General features: G+C 33.9%; 26 protein-coding genes, 1 pseudogene and 1 riboswitch. Of the genes and pseudogenes, 26 read left to right on the forward strand and 1 reads right to left on the reverse strand.

All coding sequences use genetic code 11. The features are described from left to right. Positions 1–37: 37 nt before the first annotated feature. From G558_RS0105410 to G558_RS0105425, 4 genes are all read left to right on the forward strand, one after another. Positions 38–1462 (forward strand): phospholipase D family protein, encoded by a 1425-nt coding sequence (locus tag G558_RS0105410; RefSeq protein ID WP_028829271.1) that lies wholly within the window; start codon positions 38–40, stop codon positions 1460–1462. A 27-nt stretch (positions 1463–1489) separates the two neighbouring features. Beyond that, positions 1490–1852: a VOC family protein gene (locus G558_RS0105415; protein WP_028829272.1), complete on the forward strand. Its 363-nt coding sequence runs from the start codon at positions 1490–1492 to the stop codon at positions 1850–1852. Between the two features lie 283 nt (positions 1853–2135). Then, the gene (locus G558_RS14100) at positions 2136–2294 is read left to right on the forward strand and encodes a hypothetical protein (RefSeq protein WP_169337711.1); all 159 of its coding nucleotides are present in this window, start codon (positions 2136–2138) and stop codon (positions 2292–2294) included. Positions 2295–2379: 85 nt separating this feature from the next. After that, complete coding sequence (locus G558_RS0105425; RefSeq protein ID WP_028829273.1) at positions 2380–2670, forward strand: cysteine-rich small domain-containing protein; 291 nt, start codon at positions 2380–2382, stop codon at positions 2668–2670. On the opposite strand, the gene G558_RS0105430 is transcribed toward G558_RS0105425, so the two are convergent. Then, positions 2665–3000, reverse strand: coding sequence for a winged helix-turn-helix transcriptional regulator (locus tag G558_RS0105430; protein ID WP_028829274.1), 336 nt, complete (start codon positions 2998–3000; stop codon positions 2665–2667). The two genes, G558_RS0105425 and G558_RS0105430, sit on opposite strands and share 6 nt — an antisense overlap. Positions 3001–3148: 148 nt before the next feature. Here G558_RS0105430 and G558_RS0105435 point away from each other — a divergent pair, with 148 nt between their 5' ends. From G558_RS0105435 to G558_RS13340, 22 genes and pseudogenes are all read left to right on the forward strand, one after another. After that, a complete protein-coding gene (locus tag G558_RS0105435) occupies positions 3149–3436 on the forward strand; it encodes a putative quinol monooxygenase (RefSeq protein ID WP_028829275.1) in 288 nt (95 codons plus the stop codon). Between the two features lie 166 nt (positions 3437–3602). Next, positions 3603–4703, forward strand: a complete 1101-nt coding sequence (locus tag G558_RS0105440; RefSeq protein WP_028829276.1) for an NADH:flavin oxidoreductase — start codon at positions 3603–3605, stop codon at positions 4701–4703. A 79-nt stretch (positions 4704–4782) separates the two neighbouring features. Next, a pseudogene (locus G558_RS14500) lies at positions 4783–4974 on the forward strand (IS4 family transposase); the annotation flags it as partial. 201 nt (positions 4975–5175) lie between these two features. Further along, positions 5176–5538, forward strand: a complete 363-nt coding sequence (locus G558_RS0105450; protein ID WP_028829277.1) for a DUF2294 domain-containing protein — start codon at positions 5176–5178, stop codon at positions 5536–5538. 115 nt (positions 5539–5653) lie between these two features. Next, positions 5654–5767: a hypothetical protein gene (locus G558_RS14505; RefSeq protein ID WP_408633487.1), complete on the forward strand. Its 114-nt coding sequence runs from the start codon at positions 5654–5656 to the stop codon at positions 5765–5767. Between the two features lie 205 nt (positions 5768–5972). Further along, a complete protein-coding gene (locus G558_RS14510; RefSeq protein WP_408633488.1) occupies positions 5973–6110 on the forward strand; it encodes an ATP-grasp domain-containing protein in 138 nt (45 codons plus the stop codon). Further along, entirely contained in the window at positions 6079–6240 is a 162-nt protein-coding gene (locus tag G558_RS14105; RefSeq protein WP_169337709.1) for a hypothetical protein, read from the forward strand. Before G558_RS14510 ends, G558_RS14105 begins: the two co-directional genes overlap by 32 nt. Further along, entirely contained in the window at positions 6212–7468 is a 1257-nt protein-coding gene (locus G558_RS0105465) for an L-lactate MFS transporter (protein ID WP_242825207.1), read from the forward strand. The genes G558_RS14105 and G558_RS0105465 overlap by 29 nt, the downstream gene beginning before the upstream one ends. 158 nt (positions 7469–7626) lie before the next feature. Next, positions 7627–8385, forward strand: coding sequence for an ABC transporter ATP-binding protein (locus tag G558_RS0105470; protein ID WP_028829279.1), 759 nt, complete (start codon positions 7627–7629; stop codon positions 8383–8385). After that, positions 8363–9283: a SufB/SufD family protein gene (locus tag G558_RS0105475; RefSeq protein ID WP_036931651.1), complete on the forward strand. Its 921-nt coding sequence runs from the start codon at positions 8363–8365 to the stop codon at positions 9281–9283. The genes G558_RS0105470 and G558_RS0105475 overlap by 23 nt, the downstream gene beginning before the upstream one ends. Positions 9284–9326: 43 nt before the next feature. Next, positions 9327–9662: a hypothetical protein gene (locus G558_RS0105480; RefSeq protein ID WP_028829281.1), complete on the forward strand. Its 336-nt coding sequence runs from the start codon at positions 9327–9329 to the stop codon at positions 9660–9662. 259 nt (positions 9663–9921) lie between these two features. Then, a complete protein-coding gene (locus tag G558_RS13335) occupies positions 9922–11877 on the forward strand; it encodes an HD domain-containing phosphohydrolase (protein WP_169337712.1) in 1956 nt (651 codons plus the stop codon). A gap of 83 nt (positions 11878–11960) precedes the next feature. Beyond that, positions 11961–12066, forward strand: a riboswitch (TPP riboswitch). A gap of 62 nt (positions 12067–12128) precedes the next feature. Further along, the gene (gene cytX / locus G558_RS0105490) at positions 12129–13307 is read left to right on the forward strand and encodes a putative hydroxymethylpyrimidine transporter CytX (protein ID WP_028829282.1); all 1179 of its coding nucleotides are present in this window, start codon (positions 12129–12131) and stop codon (positions 13305–13307) included. Then, entirely contained in the window at positions 13301–14125 is an 825-nt protein-coding gene (gene thiM, locus G558_RS0105495) for a hydroxyethylthiazole kinase (protein WP_028829283.1), read from the forward strand. The genes cytX and thiM overlap by 7 nt, the downstream gene beginning before the upstream one ends. Beyond that, positions 14112–14756: a thiamine phosphate synthase gene (gene thiE / locus G558_RS0105500; protein ID WP_028829284.1), complete on the forward strand. Its 645-nt coding sequence runs from the start codon at positions 14112–14114 to the stop codon at positions 14754–14756. Before thiM ends, thiE begins: the two co-directional genes overlap by 14 nt. Next, the gene (locus tag G558_RS0105505) at positions 14753–15247 is read left to right on the forward strand and encodes an HAD family hydrolase (RefSeq protein ID WP_028829285.1); all 495 of its coding nucleotides are present in this window, start codon (positions 14753–14755) and stop codon (positions 15245–15247) included. Before thiE ends, G558_RS0105505 begins: the two co-directional genes overlap by 4 nt. Next, a complete protein-coding gene (gene thiD, locus G558_RS0105510; protein ID WP_028829286.1) occupies positions 15244–16041 on the forward strand; it encodes a bifunctional hydroxymethylpyrimidine kinase/phosphomethylpyrimidine kinase in 798 nt (265 codons plus the stop codon). The genes G558_RS0105505 and thiD overlap by 4 nt, the downstream gene beginning before the upstream one ends. 107 nt (positions 16042–16148) lie before the next feature. Next, positions 16149–16754, forward strand: coding sequence for a class I SAM-dependent methyltransferase (locus tag G558_RS0105515; RefSeq protein WP_028829287.1), 606 nt, complete (start codon positions 16149–16151; stop codon positions 16752–16754). A 101-nt stretch (positions 16755–16855) separates the two neighbouring features. Continuing rightward, complete coding sequence (locus tag G558_RS0105520) at positions 16856–18220, forward strand: MATE family efflux transporter (protein ID WP_028829288.1); 1365 nt, start codon at positions 16856–16858, stop codon at positions 18218–18220. Between the two features lie 124 nt (positions 18221–18344). After that, positions 18345–19577 (forward strand): glycoside hydrolase family 3 protein, encoded by a 1233-nt coding sequence (locus G558_RS0105525; RefSeq protein WP_028829289.1) that lies wholly within the window; start codon positions 18345–18347, stop codon positions 19575–19577. Positions 19578–19798: 221 nt separating this feature from the next. Next, on the forward strand, positions 19799–20035 hold the full coding sequence (locus G558_RS0105530; RefSeq protein WP_330363807.1) for a YwbE family protein: 237 nt from the start codon (positions 19799–19801) through the stop codon (positions 20033–20035). An 18-nt stretch (positions 20036–20053) separates the two neighbouring features. Further along, positions 20054–22042 (forward strand): diguanylate cyclase domain-containing protein, encoded by a 1989-nt coding sequence (locus tag G558_RS13340; protein ID WP_156888515.1) that lies wholly within the window; start codon positions 20054–20056, stop codon positions 22040–22042. The last annotated feature ends 228 nt before the right edge of the window (positions 22043–22270 follow it).

Raw genomic sequence — 22270 nt, forward strand, 5'->3', positions numbered from 1 at the left:
CAGAATGTTATTTAGAAGGTAAAATAGGGGAGATTATATGGAAAAATCTAAAAAAGACAAGTCATGGAAAATAATAATATTACTGATTACAGTAATATTATTAACTGTGATTGTTTATAAGGGGTTTAAAACCCTGGCACCTGATGGAACTTCAATACAAGGCGAAATGAGAAACAGTAAAGTTGAATTTATTTATGACTTAACATACAAGCAAAATGATTCCATTATTCATGAGCAAAATATCTTTTCTAAAATAAAAGATATGATAAAAGAAGCACAGGATTTCATTGTAATAGATATGTTTTTGTTTAACGATGACTACGACAGAAAAAATAGTTATAAAAATGTTTCTGATCAGTTAACAGACACTTTAATTGATCAAAAGAGAAAATTTCCGGACATAGAAGTTGTATTTATTACTGATGAAATTAATACCTTCTATGGTTCTTACCCTTCTGAGCAGTTGGAAAGATTAAAGGACAATGGTATTCAAGTGCTCATTACTGATCTAGAACAATTACGAGATCCAAACCCCCTATATGCAGGCGTATGGCGAACATTTTTTACAAATTTAAATACAAATAAAAAAGGCTGGCTGCCAAATCCTTTTAGTCCAGATTCACCAAAAGCAACAATGCCTTCATATTTAAGGCTTTTAAACATGAAAGCAAATCACAGGAAGGTAGTAATAACAGAAAACGAAGCTTTAGTTACTTCTTTTAATGCCCATGATGCAAGTAGTAATCATTCAAATGTTGCTTTGGTGGTTAAAGGAGAAATAATCAATGACCTGTTAGAAACAGAAAATACAGTAGTGAAATTTTCTGGGGGAGAGCCTTTTGAGTTTAGTGTTAACAGCTCGGTAGAAGGTTCAGACAAAGCACAAGTTATTACAGAAGGGAAAATCAAAGAAGCATTAATTGAAGAAATTGAAAACACCAAGAAAGGTGACAAGATTCATATGGTAATGTTTTATCTATCGAATCATGAGGTAGTAGAAAAATTATTAAATGCCAGTGACAGAGGTGTGGAGATAAAAATTATTTTAGATGCAAATAAGGATGCCTTTGGAATTGAAAAAAATGGAGTTCCAAACAGACCAGTTGCATATAACTTAGTTGATGATTCAAATGGGGAGATTGCAATACGTTGGTATAGTACCCATGGGGAACAGTTTCACAGTAAAATGACTATGTTCTTAAAAGAAGAAGAGACAATCGTAATAGGAGGGTCCGCAAATCTGACCCGTAGAAATATTGAAAATTATAACTTAGAGACAAACTTGAAAGTTGTATTTCTAAAAGATAGTCCCCAGGCAGTTAAAGTAGTAGAGTATTTTGATAGAATATGGAGCAACGAAGACGCTGAATATACCTTGGATTTTGAAGCTTACAAAGAAAAATCTGTTATAAAACAAGTCTTGTATTATATTCAAGAAAAAACAGGACTGTCCAGCTTTTAAATTATATAAAACAAAAGGAGTGGAATTATGCATATCAAGCATGTAGCATTAAATGTAAATGATTTGGAAGAATCAATTAAATTCTATGAAATGATTACAGAATTATCGGTTGCGAGACGTTTTAAATCAGAACCAGGAGAAGTTGCATTTCTAAGAAATAAAAGTGGAGAAACAGAGATTGAACTTATTTATATGCCACAAGGATCTAAATTTCAAGGAAAAGGTATATTTATTTGTTTTGAAACAGATAAGCTGGATGAAATGCATAAACTTGCAATAGACAAAGGTCTTAATCCTTCAAGTATTCAAGAGCCTGGTGACAATACACGTTATTTTTATGTTTACGATCCTAATGGGGTATCTATACAGTTAAGAGTATTTCCAAAATAATTATCACTAAATTCACATTTTGATATTGGACTAAATGCTTTCAAATATATCGACAATCTTATGTACCAACGCCAGAAAACCATGATTAACGAGGAAAAAAAACAACCATCCCTTTCAAGTTTACTTGAAAAAGAGAAACTTCCATTAGAAAGTTATAAAATTAAGTAATTTCAAGGAGAATACTATTTTACAACTATTTCATAGAAAAATTAACTGTACATTTTCCATGAGATAATGTAAAATTGATTTAAGAAATAGTTTAAAATTAAAGGAGTGTTACGATATGTCAAATACAAACATGGAACAAATGAAAAAATTGATAGAAGATAAAAAGAAAAAAGGTTTAGAACAAGGTTCAGCATCTGGTAAACCAAACAAATTGAATGCAGGTCCTAACAAGGGGTTTAAAAATACTAAAAGATCAGGATCACTAAATAAATAAGTTATAATACAAAAATATTCCCTCAAATTTAGATTTGGGGGAACCTTTTTTGTATTATATAGAGAATAATAAAGGAGATATTATTATGAGGACATATGAAACTGAAAATTATAAGTTTAATCAACATAAACAATGCGAATTTTTTCCTTGTCACAAAGGAATGGAGGCAGAAAAATTTAACTGTCTTTTCTGCTATTGTCCACTTTATATGTTGGGGAACCAGTGTAGTGGTAATTTTAAAGTAACAAATGGCATAAAAGACTGTTCTGGCTGTATAAAACCTCATGATGAAGGTAGTTATGACTTTATCATGTCAAAAATGACCATGGTCATTCAAAAAGGATCGAGTTTTATAAAAAACATAGATAAACTATAAATCAATATCGTGATCAAGAGCGTACTTGCTACCCCATTTACACATTTCTTCAAGAGTACTTTGCAACCCTTTGCCATATTCAGTAATAGAGTATTCAACCTTTGGCGGCACTACTGGATAGACTTTTCTAGTTATCAAATTATTGCGTTCCATTTCTCGCAGTTGAGTGGTAAGCATTTTAGGCGTAATATCAGGAATTAGTTTTTTAAGTTCAGAAAATCTTTTTGTACCTGTGTTTAAATACCAAAGAATTCTTATTTTCCATTTACCACCAATTAAATCCATCGTAAGTTCAATTGAACAACTATACTTATCCTTTAAATCTGACATCTTGTGACCTCCATATTTTTAATATCACATAGTATCATTTTGCATACTATGTGATAAAAAAGTGCGTACTTGTGATTTGATATTGTTGCAGTATAATAATAACATACAGTATAATAAAAAAACAATATTATTAAAGGAGCGTAATTAGATGATAAAAGTTATAGCAAAAAACTTTGCAAAAGAAGATAAAGTCAAAAGGGTCTTAGAATTAGCAAAAGGATTAGTAGAAGAAACACTAAAAGAAGATGGTTGTATAAATTATGAAATGTATGAGGATCTTAATAATCCAGGCATACTGATTATGGTAGAAGAGTGGGAAACTATGGAAGCTCTAAATAATCATATGTCTTCTGAACATTTTAAAAATATAGTTCCAAAAATGAATGAGTTTATGGCTCAAAAAGCGGAAGTTAATATTTGCAAAAAAGTGATTTAATCATTAACTAAGGAGTGTTAAATATGGAAAATGAGATTATTAAATCAATGGCATTTTACAGTAGTACAATGATAGTGATTTAGGGCCAACAAAAAGAAATAAAGAAGTTGTGACTTATATAAGATGATTTAAATGAAATCCAAACAATTTGATTTATGGAGGATCTATGAAAAGCTTATTTGACAATACAACTTTAAGCAATATGAAGTTGAAAAACAGATTTTTCAGATCTGCGACATGGGAAGCTATGGCAGACAGTAAAGGTCATATGACAGAAAAATTAAGAAATCTATATTTAGAACTTGCTAGAGGTGGGGTTGGAACAATAATAACAGGGTATGCCTTTGTTACAGAAGATGAACAGCCTAATCCTAAAATGATGGGAATCTATGATGATTCTTTTATTGAAGAAAACAAAGTATTTACAGATAAGTTGCACGAGCTTGATACAAATATTATATTGCAAATTGCTTATGGCGGTTCTCAAACAAACTTTAATGTTGGAGAAAGAACAATATTAGGCCCATCATCTGTAGAACATAGTATATACGGAGTGACTCCCCAAGAAGCTACAAAAGAAGATATAAAAAATCTCATTAACAGTTTTGCAGATGCCTCGCTCAGGGCTAAAATGTCGGGATTTGACGGGGTACAATTACATGCTGCTCATGGATATATATATAGTCAGTTTTTAAATCCACACTATAATAAACGAACTGATGAATATGGTGGCAATATAGAAAACAGAGCGAGGATTATCTTTGAAACCCTAGAAGCGGTAAGAGAAAAAGTAGGAACAAATTTTCCGATTTTAATTAAAATAAATTGTTCTGATTTTATAGATGATGGTTTTTCTTTTGAAGAATGCAAGTATGTATGCAAAAGACTGGAAGAACTTGGTATAGATGCTATAGAAATCAGTGGAGTTGTTGGAGCGAAAACCGAAGATGTAAGACTAAGAGAACGGAATCTTAGATATTTAAAAAAAGAATCATATTTTAGAAAATATGCTGCAGAAATAGCTGAAGAATTAAATATACCAGTCATTTTAGTTGGAGGAAACAGGTCACTGGACTTAATGACTAATATATTAGAAAATACAAAAATTGAATATTTTTCCTTATCACGACCATTTTTACGAGAGCCCCATCTAATAAACAGATGGATTTTAGAAGAAGACAGTGTTGCTAAATGCATTTCTTGTGGAAAATGTTTAGATGCTGAGGGAAATTCATGTATATTCAATAGAAAAAAATCAGATAAATAAAAAATATGCAAAAATGGGGCTGTCGGGAAATAGCCCCTTATATAAAAGCGATTATCAATACAACGGTGAGATGCTTCCGGCAAAACTTGTATTTGTAAGGAACCGAAACAATAAGAAAGACTGTCTTGCAATCATTTCTACAGACATAATGCTGAATGAAAATGAAATCATCAGGATATATGGCAAAAGATGGGATATAGGAGTCTTTTTCAAGATCTGCAAATCATATCTGAAACTTACTAAGGAATGCCGATCTTTGTCTTATGATGCTTGCTATTGAAAATAGAGCCTCTTCCGATAAAAGAACTCTTGGTGAGTTATTCTATTTAATATTGCGATTTACAAAGATATCATATAAATCAATATAATATTGCTAGCGTAGTGGGAATATGTTATAATTTAAATGTAAGCATAAAAGTTGGGATTTACCGTTGACGATTAATATCAAACGGATTGATTTAGGGGGCTGTTCATGACAAAAGGACAAATTGAATCGAAATTAAGCGAAGCAATAAGTAAGTTTGAAATTGAACAAATGGGAAGAGGTCCAGAGAAAATCAGAACGATGATCTTTCAGGATTTGATTATTATTAGGCTAAAAGGATTTCTCAGCATATCAGAGAAAAGCCTTGCTCAAACGAAGGACGGTATCGAATTAATAAAAAAAGTAAGAATCGCTTTGTTTGAAAATGCACGTGAAGGCCTGGAAGAGGCAGTTAAGTCCGTTATCGATGTCAACATCATAAGCACTTATTCCGACGTGAGCACCAAAACGGGTGAGAAGATTATTGCCATAGTCGTTGAACAAAATATTGAAGAAAATTTAATAGATTAAGTCTTTGGAAGACAAGTTGAAAGGTTTTTAACCAGTCAAAAGTGAGCCAATAACAAAAGTTCTGTATTAGAGCTTTGTTATTGGCTTTTTTATTTTAAAACAGGAAGGTGAACAAATGGACGTTAAGCAAATAAAAAAGATTTATCCGCCGGCGACAATTGGTATCGTAGGTGGTGGGCAACTAGGCAGAATGATTGCTTTTGAAGCCAAGCGAATGGGTTTCAGATGAACAAATTGTAGCGAATTATAATGATCTTTGGGAATTCCGTGAATTAGCAAGAAAAGCAGATATCATAACGTAGGAATTCGAGCATATTGATACTGCGTTGCTTAGCGTTATTGAAAATGAAGGCCATTCAGTTTATCCGTCATCAGTTACATTAAAATGGATTCAAAATAAGCACGCTAAAAAGATCCTACTAAAAAACATTGGCATGAATGTGCCAGACTTTTGTTCCGTGCAAACGCTTGAAGAACTAAAAAGTGCTTTTTATAAATTTGATCAAAAGATTATAATAAAAACCTGTACGGATGGTTATGATGGAAAAGGCAGCAAGAATACTCGGCATTAAGTATCCTGAAATCAATCATAAATTAGTCGTGGAATCGCTTTTTATCAAGGGAAATCATATTTGTGATTTGAAACAAAAACTAGAAGAGAGTTGGGCACCTGATGATACAAAGAATAAAGAAGATAAATAAAAAAGACAGGGTAATTAATAGGTGGACTTATGTAATTCTAGGAATTATGATCATGATGTTTCTCGGGACAGTCTATTCGTACAGCGTGTTTAGGCTTCCACTTGAGAAAATCTTCGACATTGGATCCGCTGAAAGTGGCATGCCTTATATGACTGCTTTGGCTTTCTATGCGCTCTTTATGTTTATAACAGGTAAATACTTGGAGCGGTTTAATCCTCGAATCGTTTTATTAACAGGTGGTTTTCTTGTTTCAATAGGCTGGATTCTATCCTCGTTTGCCTCTAATATTATCTTATTAACTATTACGTATGGGGTCATTAGCGGCGCAGGGGTTGGCATTGCTTATGGCGTTCCAATGACCGTAGTAGCAAAGTGGTTTCCAGAAAAAAAAGGTTTGGCGGTAGGAATGGTATTGATTGGATTTGGACTTTCGCCTTTGATTACTGCTCCACTTGCTAGCTTATTAGTTGATTTTCACGGTGTTATGACTACATTCCTTGTTTTGGGGATTGGTTTTGGGATTTTATTACCAGTTCTATCTTTCCCATTTAAATATCCGACAGAGTTAGAACTTAAAGCAATGAAAAATATTTCAATAGTTGGACATAATACGAAGAATTACGAAACTAAAGAAATGATAAAAACAAAAAGTTTCAAAGGTCTATATATAAATTTCATCATTGGAACAATGATTGGCCTAATGTTAATAGGAATGACGACTAGCATAGGCGTTGAATTTATAGGAATAGAGCCTAATAAAGTCATTAGATTGATGACGATTTTTGCTGTTTTTAATGGAATAGGCAGACCTGTATTTGGCTGGCTTACAGATAGATTGACTTCTAAAAAATCAATGCTATTATCATATACATTGATTATTTTATCGGCTACGTTATTGATAATAATGGGTGAAAATAACAAATTAATTTACATCATCTCATTTTCAATTTTTTGGTTCAATTTGGGTGGATGGCTTGCAATCGCTCCAGCTTCAACATTGAGATTATATGGGATAAACAATTATAGTCAAAATTATGGTTTGGTATTTACGGCATATGGTATTGGCGCAATTGCAGGTGTTTCTACCTCAGGATTATTATTAGACATTCACCAAAATTATTATTTTGTGTTCTATTATGTAATTGGCTTATGTATACTTGGTATTTTCCTGACTTTGGGTTTAATAAGTAATGAAAATTATCCACTAACTGAGGAATTTGTAGAATAAAGAAATATTGTGACTAAATGAATTGGACTCTATATGTTGTTACAATAATGTTTGTACTGGGTATATTATAATCAGTGATAATACCGAAATAGAGTTAGATGGAATTGTGGATAAATTAACTTACAGTAGTTATTTTAAAAATAAAGGTGGTAAGATACATGTTGGAATTAATCGATGTAGGTGTTAATTTAGAAGGAGAAAATGGCAAAGTGCAAGTTTTAAATCACATAAATCTAAACTTGGATAAGAAAATGATCTATGTGATGACAGGGCCTAATGGAGGAGGAAAGTCTTCTATTGCTAAGACAATTATGGGGATATATCCATTGACAACGGGAAAAATCGTGATGGATGGTATAGATATTAGTGAAAAGAGCATCACAGAAAGAGCTAAACTAGGCATTGGCTATGCCATGCAACAACCTGCTCGATTTAAGGGAATGAAAGTTCGGGATATGCTTACGTTAGCAGCTGGCGATGACAGTGAAAAGAATCTTTGTGATCTTTTATTTGATGTAGGGCTATGCGCTCAGGATTATTTAAATCGTGAGATAAATGCAAGTTTTTCTGGTGGAGAGTTAAAGCGATTGGAGATTGCAAGTGTACTCGCTAGAAAATTAAAGGTTGTGCTATTTGACGAGCCTGAGGCAGGTATTGATTTATGGAGTTTTAAAAAACTGACACAAACGTTTGAGAATTTAAACGAAAAATATGATACGACTATTATTATTATATCCCATCAGGAGAGAATTCTAAGATTGGCGGATCAAGTTATTATGGTAGCAGATGGTAAAATTAGCGAAATTACTGATAAGGAAAAAATTTTAGATGAAATCAAAATACTAGATAGTAATTGCCGTTGTCGTAAAACTTGTGAAATAAGGGGGAAATCAAATGCCATTGAGTGTAATAGATAAGAAGATTTTAGAAGAAGTTGCCGATTTACATGAAATACCCATAGGGGCATACAATATTAGAAAAAATGGTGAGGGAGCAGGTCGAAATACCACCGCAAATATAGATATTATAACAAAAGTGGATAAACCAGGTATTGATGTTATAATTAAGCCGGGAACAAAAGGGGAAAGTGTTCATATCCCAGTTATTCTATCTGAAGATATGAATGATTTGGTGTATAACACTTTTGAGGTGGGTGCTGATTCTGATGTTTTAATCGTAGCCGGCTGTGGTATTCATAATTCGGGATGCAATACGGCTCAGCATGATGGAATCCATGAGTTTTTTGTACGAAAAGGTGCAAAAATGAAGTATGTTGAAAAGCACTACGGTGAAGGCGATGGAAGTGGAGAAAGGGTTTTAAATCCCAAGACTATTATAAATGTAGAAGAGGGTGGAATTGTCGAACTTGAAATGATTCAGATTAAGGGGGTAGACAAAACCAAAAGAGACACAACGGTGGTTTTGGGTAAAAATGCCAGACTTATTGTAACTGAGAGGCTTCTTACAACTGATAAACAAGACGCAGAATCCAATATAATAGTTGAATTAAGAGGCGAAAATTCCACGGCTCAAATAATTTCTCGCTCCGTAGTTCAAGACTATTCTAATCAAGTTTTTCACTTGTCTATGAGAGGGTATGCTAAGTGTCGCGGACATATACAATGTGACTCAATTATTATGGACAATGGTCGTGTGTCTTCGGTTCCGGAAGTTTCTGCTTTTCACTCTGATGCCCAACTTATTCATGAGGCAGCAATCGGAAGAATTTCCTCTGAACAATTGATAAAGCTTATGACTTTAGGACTGACAGAAGAAGAAGCAGAAGAGACTATATTAAAGGGATTTCTAAATTAAAAAAAGGGTGGAGTTACAGCTGTTTAAAGATTAAGGAGTAGTCATGAAAAGTAGAATAAAAGTAGCTCTCATTGGTGGAGCTTTACTGGGATTGGTTTGTGTTGCAGGAGCGTATGTTCGCTCCGGATTCACCGCTTCACCAGTTTTTGTTTTCTCACTATGGTATAACCGTGTTATTATCGGTCTAGCCGTGGGAGCTCCGTGGGAGATAACGACCAGAAACAAGTCACTTCTTCGTGGGGCACTGCTAGGGCTTGCGGTTTCCTTTGCTTTTTACAGCTCTACGGGATTTCAAGATCCTGTAAGTTTTGTAGCTGGTATTTTGTATGGTTTGATACTGGAAGCTTGGCTCGGTAGATCTGAAAATTCAAACAATTAAATAAATCAGTACAAAAAACACTTATCGTATGATGGGTGTTTTTTGTATAACGATATCAACTCAATGCTTAGAGGGTATAGCTTAAACACAGGAAACTATATGTAGATAAAAAAAACTGCTTTTTACTCTGCAAAGATTGTATAATATGTAAAAAACGTTTATAATGTAGAAGAAAATCTATGAATCTCAAATATCATACAAAAAGGGGGGACTAATCATTTTTAAATCTAAGAAATATAATATATCAATGTTGTTTTTATTGATTTTCATTGGTATTATAACAATATTTTGTTTACTCCATGAGCAAGATACAAAAGCTGAGGAAATTTTTCTTACGGTTGAAGAAAAGGAGTGGCTCGATGAGCATAAAGATGAGATTAGAATTGGATATACAACAGATTATCCTCCAGTGGAGTTTTTAAATAATAAAAAATATGTAGGTATTTCAGCTGACTATTTTAAATTGCTAGAACAAAAGCTTGGCATTCGAATTGAGATGGTGGAGTTTGACAATTTTGATGAGCTTATAAGGCGGACTCAAAGCAGAGAATTAACAGGTATAACAGCTGCCACCAAAACCCCTCAAAGGAGTGAATACTTAGATTTTACGATTCCTTATATAGACAACCCTAACGTTATAATTACCAGGAAAAATTTTTCGGAGAACTTAACATTTGAAAAATTAGCTAATACCAGTATGGAAATATTAGTAATAGAGGGTTATGATATTATAGAAATCTTGAACGAAAGATTTCCAAAGCTTGAATATAGAACGGTGAAGTCTCCAAGAGAAGGCATGCGGATGGTAGCTTTTGGTGAGGCTGATGCAATGATAATCGAAATAATGAGCGCGTCTGCAACTATTGAAAGAGACAATATTTCGAATCTTATTGTAAATGTAGAGACTCCTTATGATTCTAACTTATCCATAGCAACTAGAAATGACTGGCCGATTTTAAACCAAATACTTAATAAAGGGATAGCTCAAATTACGGACCATGAGAGAAAAATTATTGAACAAAATTGGATGCCTTTACAACGAGAAAGCATATTTCAAAATACATATTTTTGGATAGCTGTGTTGGGTTTTGTTGTACTGTTAATAACTATTATAATTGTTATTTCAGTATGGAACTCAAGTCTGAAATTAGCTGTAGAAGAAAAAACTCAGGCTCTGGAAGAATCTACTAAAGAGCTCATGTTTAAGACATATCATGATGAGCTTACAGGGCTATACAACAGAGTATATATGGCTGAACTTCTAAGAGAGTTAGAAGAAGAGAATCCCTTGCCTTTTTCAATTATTGTCGCAGATTTAAATGGATTAAAAATTACGAATGATACATTTGGTCATGAAACCGGAGATCGAATGTTGATTAAAGTGTCTGAAATAATAAAAGGCAACATAAAGCCTAATCATTCTGCCTGCAGAATAGGCGGAGATGAAATAGTAGTACTTATGCCATTTACATCTGAACAAGAATGTAATGATATTGTTGAAAATATCAAAAAGGATACTCTTGATGCAAAAGAAGATCCTATTAAACCTCTGGTAGCCTTAGGTTTTGCAAGCACATGTGATGTAAATAACAGCTTTAGCGCACTCTTTAAATTTGCAGAAGACGAGATGTACACTAATAAGGGGGCTGACAGCGAAAAAAACTATGATATGATTATAAATTCTATTAAGAATAATCTTTATGAAAACAAATATGAAGGCAAAGACCATTACGAAAGATTGGTCACAATGTGCAGACAAATGGGAAAAACTTTGAATTTAGACAAAAATGATATTGAAAATCTTGTTTTGTTAGCTGAATTGCATGATATAGGAAAAGTTGGACTGGAAAAAGAACTGCTTTTGAGAAAAGGACCGTTAAGTATAGAAGAATGGCAATGCGTAAAACGGCATCCAGAACTGGGATTTAAGGTGGTCAGTGCATCTAAGAAACTTTCTCACATTGGGAAAGGCATTCTTGCTCACCATGAACACTGGGATGGAGGCGGATACCCCCAAGGCTTAAAGGGTGAAGAAATACCTTTTATAACAAGACTTTTCTCTATAGTAGAAGCCTACGATGTAATGACTCATGAAAGAGCTTATAAACCAATATATTCAAAAGAGAATGCGATAAAAGAATTAAAGGATAATTCAGGAACTCAATTTGATCCAAACCTGGTTAAGTTGTTTGTAGATTATATCAGCAGTATATAATTTGTCTTTGTTTGTTTTTAGCGTATAACATAAAATAGCTTTATTGACGAACTGATTTGTCTATGATATGATTTAAGAAATTAAATAACGAACAGGGGAGCTTGTAAGCAAGCTGAGAGGAAGTAATTAACTTCGACCCTTACACCTGATTTGGATAATGCCAACGTAGGAAGTGATATATTGCTTATTTGCGAGGAATACCCACGGGTATTCCTCGTTTTTTTGTGCCGTTCGTAAAAAAAGGAGACATTATGGAAGAAACAAAAACATCTGTTTTCTCAAATGGTCTTATCTGGTTTGGGGCAGCAGTATCGATTGCTGAAATTTTAACTGGAACATTATTTGCACCTCTTGGGTTTGAAAAAGGGATTGCCACAATTATTATTGGGCATATTATTGGATGTATATTGCTCTATTTCGCGGGGTTAATCGGCGCAAAAACTGAAAGAAGTTCTATGGAAACTGTAAAAATATCCTTTGGACAAAAAGGATCGCTTCTTTTTTCAAGCCTTAACGTATTACAGCTTGTTGGTTGGACTGCAGTTATGATAGTCAGCGGTGCTTCAGCAGCTAATGCTATTGTCAACATAGGTGGTATATGGGTTTGGAGTATAGTAACTGGGGCATTAATTATTTTATGGTGCCTCATAGGTATTAAAAATCTCAAAATAGTCAATATAATTGCAATGGGGGGACTTTTTATATTAACTATTATATTGAGCTCTGTTATTTTTGGTGGAGATATGACAGCTCTTGCTTCGGATGGGTTAAGTTTTGGAAATGCCATTGAACTTTCTATTGCTATGCCATTATCATGGTTACCACTCATTTCAGACTATACACGTAATGCAAAAAAGAAAAAAGTAACAGCTTTTACATGCGCTGCAGTCTACTTTTTTGCCAGCTGCTGGATGTATATTATTGGAATGGGGGCTGCGATTTTAACTGGAGAAAGTGATATTGCAAAGATAATGATGAGCGCCGGACTTGGTTTAATGGGTATTATGATTATAATTTTTTCTACGGTTACAACCACTTTTTTAGATGTTTATTCTGCAGGTGTAAGTAGTGTGAGCATTTCTAAAAAAATAAATGAAAAATGGGCAGCTATAATAATTTCTATAATTGGGACCCTGCTTGCGATATTTGCACCTATTTCAAAGTTTGAAGGATTTTTATATCTAATAAGTTCAGTTTTTGCTCCAATGATTGCAATTCAAATAACTGATGTATTTATACTTAAAAAAGATCATACATCCGAAAAAATCAATATTAGTAATATGATTTTATGGGCAGTGGGATTTGCAATATATCGGATATTTATGGGTATTGACACTCCAATAGGAAACACCATTCCTGTTATGATAATCATTTCACTTCTATCTGTACTAATTAATAGATTTAAAAAAGGAGAGACCCAACCATGTTAAAAAATATTATTGATAAAACAAAAAAAACAACTCCACTTGTGCATGCAATTACAAACTATGTAACTGTAAATGATTGTGCAAATATAATTCTGGCAGCGGGTGGTTCGCCAATTATGGCAGATGACATAAATGAAGTTGAAGACATAACTACCATTTGCAACACTTTGGCAATAAACATGGGTACACTTAACAAAGACACAATTGAAGCTATGATTGTGGCAGGAAAACATGCAAATAAACTGGGTCACCCTGTCATTTTAGACCCCGTTGCAGTTGGGGCTTCAAACTGGAGAAATATAGGATTTGCAAAACTACTGGACCAAGTAAAATTTTCTGTAATCCGTGGTAATGTATCTGAGATTAAGGCAGTTTATTATGGAAGTGGGAATACCAGTGGCGTAGATGTAAGCGAGCAAGATATCATAACTCAAAAAAACCTAAATCAAACTATTAAGCTTGCAAAAGAACTAAGCAAAAAAACGGGAGCTGTAATTGCAATTAGTGGGGAGTTTGACATTGTAACAGATGAAAACAAGGCATATGTAATTAAAAATGGTCACGAAGTAATGACCAAGATTACAGGGAGTGGTTGTATGTTGACTACCGTTATAGCTACATATTGTGGTGCGAATTATGATGATGTTTTGGGTGCAACAGTTGCATCGGTTTGCTCAATGGGAATAAGCGGAGAACTTGCATATGATAAAATGATAAAAACTGACAGTGGATATTCATCTTTCAGAATGTATCTTATAGATTATATGAGCAAATTAGAGGGTGAAGCCGTAGAACGGGGTGCAAAATATGAAATACAATAAAGAGTCTCTGCTATTATATGCTGTGACTGATCGGGCCTGGATTGGGAAGCAAACACTTATTGAGCAAGTAAAAGATTCACTTGATGGAGGAGCGACTTTTATCCAGCTTCGTGAAAAAGAACTAGACGACGGTACTTTTTTAGATGAGGCAAGAAAAATGAAATCACTATGCAAAGAATATAATGTACCGTTTGTTATTAACGATAATATAGATATAGCAATTGAATGTGACGCTGATGGTGTACATGTTGGGCAAAGTGACATGGATGCTTTAAATGTTAAAAAACGGCTTGGGAAAGACAAAATCATTGGGGTTTCAGCTCAAACCGTGGAACAGGCCATAATTGCGCAAAATAGTGGAGCCGACTACCTTGGGGTTGGTGCGGTGTTTTCCACTTTGACAAAACTTGATGCAGACACCGTTTCGTTTGAAACTCTAAAACAAATTTGTGATGCAGTAAGTATTCCTGTTATTGCAATTGGTGGAATCTATGATTATAATATCTTAAAACTATCCAAAAGTGGCATTGTTGGAATAGCTGTTGTTTCAGCCATTTTTGCTCAAGATAATATTAAGCAATCCACCGCTAATCTTTTAGAATTAGCAACAAAGATGGTGAAAGCTGAATGAAGATAACAGGGTCGGTATTTGATTTTGATGGAGTACTTATTTATTCGATGTATATTTGGGATAATATAGGTTCGTATTATTTGAAGACGTTAGGAATAGAGGCAGATGATAATTTAAATGATGAATTAATGACATTGAGTCTTATTGAAGGAGCACGGCATTTTCAATCACACTACAATGTGAATGATAGCGTTGAGGGTATAATCAATGACATTAATAAGCTTATTGAGCATTTCTATTTTGAGGTGCTCAAGCTTAAGTCTGGTAAAGATTCTCCCACAATATATTTTAAGGCACAAGAATTTCTTGGAACTGATGCTTCAAATACATATATTTTTGAAGATGCCTTGCATGCTATTAAAACTGCAAAAAGAGCAAATCTTAATGTGATTGCGGTTTATGATAAATCATATGAAATTTCACAAAACGAAATCAAATCAATAGCGAATATATATTTAAAATCACTTGATGACTGGAAGGAAATATTATGATAAAAAAAGTTTTAACAATTGCGGGTTCGGATTGCAGTGGAGGAGCGGGTATACAGGCTGATTTAAAAACAATGATGGCACACAAGATATATGGGATGAGTGTAATAACAGCGCTTACAGCTCAAAATACAACTGGAGTTTATGGAGTTGTAGAGACGAGTCCTGAGTTTGTAGCGCAGCAAATAGATTATATTTTTAATGATATTCGTCCTGACGCTGTAAAAATTGGAATGGTATCGAATGGTGCAATTATTGAGGTTATAGTAGAAAAATTATTAGAACATAAAGCAACAAACATCGTTGTTGATCCTGTTATGATTTCAACAAGTGGAAGCAAGCTTTTGAGTGATGGAGCAATTGATGTCTTAGTCAAGAAGCTGCTGCCTATTGCCACTGTTATTACTCCAAATATAGGAGAGGCGGAGGCTCTGGCTGGTTTTAAAGTTGAATCTCAAGATGATATGATTAAGGCGGCCAGGCTTATTTATAAAATGCAAAAAGGTGGCGTACTAATTAAGGGAGGCCATTTAAAAAACACAGCTAACGATCTTTTATACAAGGATGAAAGATGTACTTGGTTTAATGAAATTCGTATTGAGAATCTGAATACACATGGTACTGGTTGCACTTTATCTTCGGCTATAGCATGTAATCTTGCAACAGGATTGGATTTAGAAAAAAGTATTGAAAAAGCAAAAATATATTTAACAGGGGCATTAAGAGCAAACGCCGATATAGGTAAGGGAAGCGGACCATTAGACCACGCATATAGCATGAGATTTCAAATTTGCTAAAGGTATCAGAATTTCCTATCTACAATTAACTGTACAGTTTTGATAAGTTAATGTAAAATAAAGATAATAACTGACAATACATGACAATACAAGGAAAGGATCTGCATATGAGAAAAAACCCCTTCTTATTCAATAAAATTGCTGGTCTTTATAGTCTGTTTTATAATTGGCAAGTGAGGAATTACAGGCGCATTTTAGAAAATATAAAATCAGAATATGATATCTCCTCCTTTCAAAATGTAGTAGATATAGGTTGCGGCACCGGAGCCTTGGGCAAAGTACTTCAAGAATACGGTCTTAATGTAACTGGACTTGATCCTGCTGAGGCTATGTTGAGCGTTGCCACCAAAAAGGCTGGAAAAGCAAAATTAAATGAAACGGAGATAAATTTTATTTGTGGCGATGTACTTAATGGACTCCCATTTAAAGACAAAAGTTTTGATATTGCTATAACGTCTTATGTTGCTCATGGGCTTATGCCAAAAGACAGAATGATACTTTATAATGAGATGAAACGAGTTGCCAGGAAAACTGTTATTTTTATTGACTACAATGAACAGCGTTCATTAATTAGTGACATCGTGGAATGGCTGGAAGGTGGAGACTATTTTAATTTTATACTAACAAACAAGGATGAATTGATGGAGCAGTTTGGAAATCTCCAAGTTATAAATACGGGTAAACGTTCTGCCGCGTATATTTGTAAAAACTAAGGAGCATTTATAAAAATTAAATAAGTCAATAAATCAGTAAAAATAAGCGCTCGTCGAATGATGGGTGTTTTTTTCATAAAAACGAGAGGGATATATAAGATATGAGAAACAAAGATCAAAGCGAATTAGGTACGAAAAGTATAGGCAAATTAATATTTGGCATGGCCGTTCCTGCAATTACAGCGCAGATTATAAATCTTTTATACAATCTGGTTGACAGAATGTATATTGGACACATTGCTGATGTAGGAGCCACTGCTTTGACTGCGGTAGGTGTTACAATGCCAATAATTATGGTTATATCTGCTTTTGCTTCTTTAGTCAGTATGGGCGGGGCGCCACGATCTTCAATTATGATGGGAAAAGGAAATAACGATACTGCTGAAAAAACGATGGGAAACTGTATGACTGCACTTGTGATCATTTCGGTAATATTAACAGCTTTGGTTCTTATATTTGGTGAAAAAATGTTAATGTCATTTGGAGCCAGTGGAAATACCATAGAATATGCACTGGATTATATGAACATATATGCTTTTGGAACATTATTTGTACAAATTTCTTTAGGTATGAATGCTTTCATTACTGCTCAGGGATTTGCTAAGATAAGTATGATTACAGTTTTAATTGGGGCAATATTGAATATAGTTTTGGATCCGGTTTTAATTTTTGGGTTAAATATGGGGGTGAAAGGTGCAGCTTTAGCTACTATAATATCGCAGGGAGTTTCTGCAGTATGGGTTATGAAGTTCCTTACAGGAGATAAGACTTTATTAAAAATAAGAAAAAAACATTTAAGAATAGATATTAAAATTTTATTACCTTGTATGGTTCTTGGATTAGCACCGTTTATAATGCAATCTACAGAAAGTATTCTAGTTATATCATTTAACACTTCCTTACTTAAATACGGTGGAGATTTAGCGGTTGGTGCAATGACTATACTTTCAAGTGTTATGCAATTTTCCATGCTTCCATTAGTCGGACTTACTCAGGGGGCTACACCTATTATAAGTTTTAATTATGGCGCTGGTAATGGTAAGCGGGTCAAAGAAGCATTTTTGTTATTACTTAAGGCATCCTTGATTTATTCAGTGGGTTTGTGGTTGGTTGCAATGTTAGTTCCACAAGTATTTATTGGAATTTTTACTAAAGATGTTGAGCTAATTAGTATTTCTATTAAAACAATGAGAATTTATATGGCGGCTTCATTGCTATTTGGAATTCAAATCAGTTGTCAGCAGACTTTTATAGCCCTGGGAAATGCAAAGACATCAGTTTTTTTAGCTGTTTTGCGTAAAATTATACTTTTGATTCCTCTAATATATATATTGCCTTTATTTTCAGAAAACAAGGTGATTGCGGTATTTTTAGCAGAGCCGGTAGCGGATATCATAGCGGTTACAATAACGAGCATAATATTTACAATGCAGTTTAAAAGTGTATTAAGAGAAATGAAATCCTAATATGCAGAAACTAGATAACCTTGTAAAGATATTCAAATTCTATGGTATACTTTAAACCAAGAGGAAAACATAATGGAAAATTTATTATTGAGGACGAGTTTTGCGACTTGTTTCCGGAGGCAAAGTGAAAATTAAAAAAACATATTTAGTATTTCTTATTATAGGTAGTTTATTTATGATTTCTGCGTGTGGATTGATTATGGAAAATGCTGATACTGGAGATGAAAATGGCTTGGAACAATTGGACGAGGCCTCTTCTGACAAGGAGGAAGTGTTTATTTCAAAAGCGGAGTTACTGCTTGAACAAATGACTTTAAGAGAGAAAATAGGACAGATGCTGTTTATTCAACCAGAGTCACTGCTAAGTTTGTCTGAAAATGGACAAATTGCTGAATCAAATGCAGATCCTGTTATAGAATTCAGTAATCAGATGGCTGAAGTTCTTGAAAAATATCCTCCAGGAGGTATTGTTATTTTTGGAGGAAATATAAAGTCTCCATCTCAATTGACAGAACTGGTAAGTGACATTAAGCAAAGCAGTACGATTCCTTTGTTTATGGGAATTGATGAAGAGGGCGGCATGGTAGCAAGAATTGCAAATACGCCTGGATTTGATGTGAAAAAATATAAGAGCATGCAGGAAGTAGGTCAGAGCGCAGATCCGCTTAAGGCCAAAGAAGCAGGAGTATCTATAGGTTTATACCTAAAAGATTATGGATTTAACCTTAATTTTGCACCAGTTGCAGATGTTAATACAAATCCTGATAATATAGTAATTGGAAACAGGTCTTTTGGAAACGACCCAGAGCTTGTGGCAGATATGGTAGCAGCTGGGGTTGAAGGGTTGCACAGCAGCGGTATAATGAGCTGCATAAAGCATTTTCCAGGACACGGAGATACAAAAGACGATACCCATAGCGGATTTGTATCCGTAGAAAAAACGTGGGAAGAGCTCAAGGCGTGTGAATTAATTCCTTTTAAAGCAGGTATTGACGCGAAAACGGACATGATAATGATTTCTCATATAACAGCTGAGAACATAACAAGTGATAAGCTTCCAAGTTCACTTTCTTATGAGATGATAGAAGGAAAACTTAGAAAAGAGATGGATTATAAGGGAATAATAATATCTGATTCTATGTCCATGGGAGCAATTGCAAATCAATATTTATCTGGTGAAGCGGCAGTTCTTGCAATTAGAGCTGGGACAGATATTGTTCTCATGCCCCAAAACTATACACAAGCATTTGAAAGCATTTACGAAGCGCTAAACAGAGGAGAAATAAGTGAGTCACGAATTGATGAGAGTGTCTTGAGGATTCTTTCTCTGAAGGGAAAATACAATATTTTAAAATAAATCAGGAATGATAAAATCACGTTCAAGAAACTATAAGCTATGAGAACAAAAGAAGAAAATATTATATCTTAATTATTTGATAGATGATATAAATTGTTCTATGATTTTCAAAAGCAAACCTTGAAAAATGCTTATTCATGCTATATACTTACTTAAGTGAGTATGCACGGATAACAATTAGTTTGAAAAACAACAGTTGTATTTGCGCAGGATGATTGTTAATGAAAAGAAAGACTGGAGATATTATGGATGGGACAGTAAGAAGCAATATAAAAATAGGTACAAAAGTTATGGTAGTACAAAAACAAGATCAAAGAACAGGGAAATTAACAGAGGGAACTGTAATGAGACTGCTAACAAATTCGAGTAATCATCACAGAGGAATTAAGGTAATGTTAGCAGGAGGTATTGTAGGGCGAGTACAGCGAATCTGTGATCCTGATGGAATAAAAAAATAATTAAGAAACAAATAACATTTGAAGGGAGGAGATACTATAGTTATTAACATTAGAGCTCTTATTTTGGTACTAAGTTTAACGCTGGCAACCCAGGTTATTGCTCTTTTTGTACAGTATAGAGTAAACAAAGAGTACAAGGGTATGGGACATTGGTTAACGGGTTCTATTCTAATGTCACTTGGTTTTGCTTTTATGACATTGATAAAAGCGAAACATCTATACCTTATTGCCAGAATTGGGAATCCACTCCTAATTTTAGGTTACATATTTTTTTACGTAGGCATTAAAGAATATTTGGGTAAAAAATTAAATAAATGGATACCAGTTTCAATTTTCATTGTATTTAATTTTTTTTACTATTATAACATGTATGTTAATAATAGTATTTCCACGCGTTCTTTTTTTATAAGTGTAACTATTGCAATTGTATCATTTATGATAGTTTATGAGCTTTTATTGGAAAAAGACATATTAACCTCAGGAACAAGAAGTTTTAATGCTTTAGTTTTTTTTGTCTACGGTTGTCATTATATGGTATCCGCATTTTTAACATTCATGTCACCTCCTGCAGATTCATATAGTAGTCAGGGCTTACTTTTTATTACTCCATTTGTAATATCTATCTTAATTAGCAATTTATGGACTTTTGGATTAATAAGTATGGTAAATCAGAGACTGAATATTGACAATCAATTAGAAAAAGAAAAATTTCAATCTATATTTAATACGAATTTAAGTGCACAATTTATAACTAAACTAAGTGACGGTTATATTGTTGACATAAATGAAGGATTCTCTTTGTTAAGCGGTTATCCTAAGGGGGAGATCACTGGAACTTTCATACAAGAAACTAAAATTTGGCATGATCTTGAGGATCGACAAATTTTAATAAAAGAGCTTAACAATAAAGGGATTTGTGAAAATATGGAATTTGTTTTTCAGCGAAAAGATAAAAGTCAATTTGCCGGAATGATTTCATCAAGAATAATTAAAATTAACTCTGAAGACCATGTTATCAGTGTTATTCGTGATATAACAGAGCGAAAACAATTTGAGGAAGCGCTTATAGAAAGTGAAGAAAAATATCGTTCTATCCTTAATGCTTCTCCTGATGATATAACAATCACGGACTTGGAGGGTCGAATCTTAATAATCTCTCCAGCAGCCAAAGAAATGTTTGGTTATGAATTGGATTTTGACAACTTTATAGGTATGAAGCTGCTGGACTTTATTATACCTGAAGACGTTGAAAGAGCAAAATTCAATATTGTGAAAATGTATGAGGGAAGCAAGCAAAGACCAAATGAATATCGTGGAGTTCGTCAGGACAAAAGCATATTTGACATTGAGGTTAACAGTGGGTTTGTTTATAATGCAAATGCTATACCTATTAGAATGGTATTTATTATCCGAGATATTACAGAACGAAAGCTCATAGATCTAAAAATACAAGAATTAGTAAAGCAACTTGAAATTGAGAGAAATACAGCTAATTTAAACTCGATTACTGACAGTTTGACAGGATTAGCTAACAGGAGACATTTAGATGAGATTCTTAAAACTGAGTTTTTCAGACTAACCTGTTCTAAATCTAAATTATCACTAATTATGCTGGATATTGACTATTTTAAGAAATTCAATGATAACTACGGACATTTAGAAGGAGATAAGTGTTTGAAAATAATCGCAACTACTTTAAAAACTGTTATAGGACGAGCTCCTGATATTGTTGCGAGATACGGAGGAGAAGAATTTATTGCTGTACTGCCTGATACAGATGAAAATGGGGCTAAAATTTTGGGAGAAAGAATCCGAAAATCTGTTGAGGAACTGGCAATTCCACATATTGCATCTGACATCTCCGAATGCGTTACTGTGAGTGTCGGAATAGCCACAGTTTACCCAGCTGAGTTAACATCGACAGAGCAAGCTTTGAAATTAGTTGATGAAGCGCTGTATTCTGCAAAACAAGAAGGCCGTAACCGCTGCGTTATAGCAATAATATAAGCAAGAGGAGGAGAAATGTCATATTTACTAAAAATCTTAAAAATTGACAAGTTAAATCTGAAAAACCGAGCATAGCTTTATTACACAACGTGGAAAGGCAAGTGAAGGGCAGATTTCTGTTGCAGCTGATAATATTGTCCATGATGATATTAGCCAAGGTTATTTTTCACCACTGACTGAAGCAAATGCCGGGGAGAAACTTATTTTTGAAGAGAAAGCAGATCTTAT

Source organism: Proteocatella sphenisci DSM 23131 (assembly GCF_000423525.1).
In the GTDB taxonomy this organism is placed as follows: domain Bacteria; phylum Bacillota; class Clostridia; order Peptostreptococcales; family Filifactoraceae; genus Proteocatella; species Proteocatella sphenisci.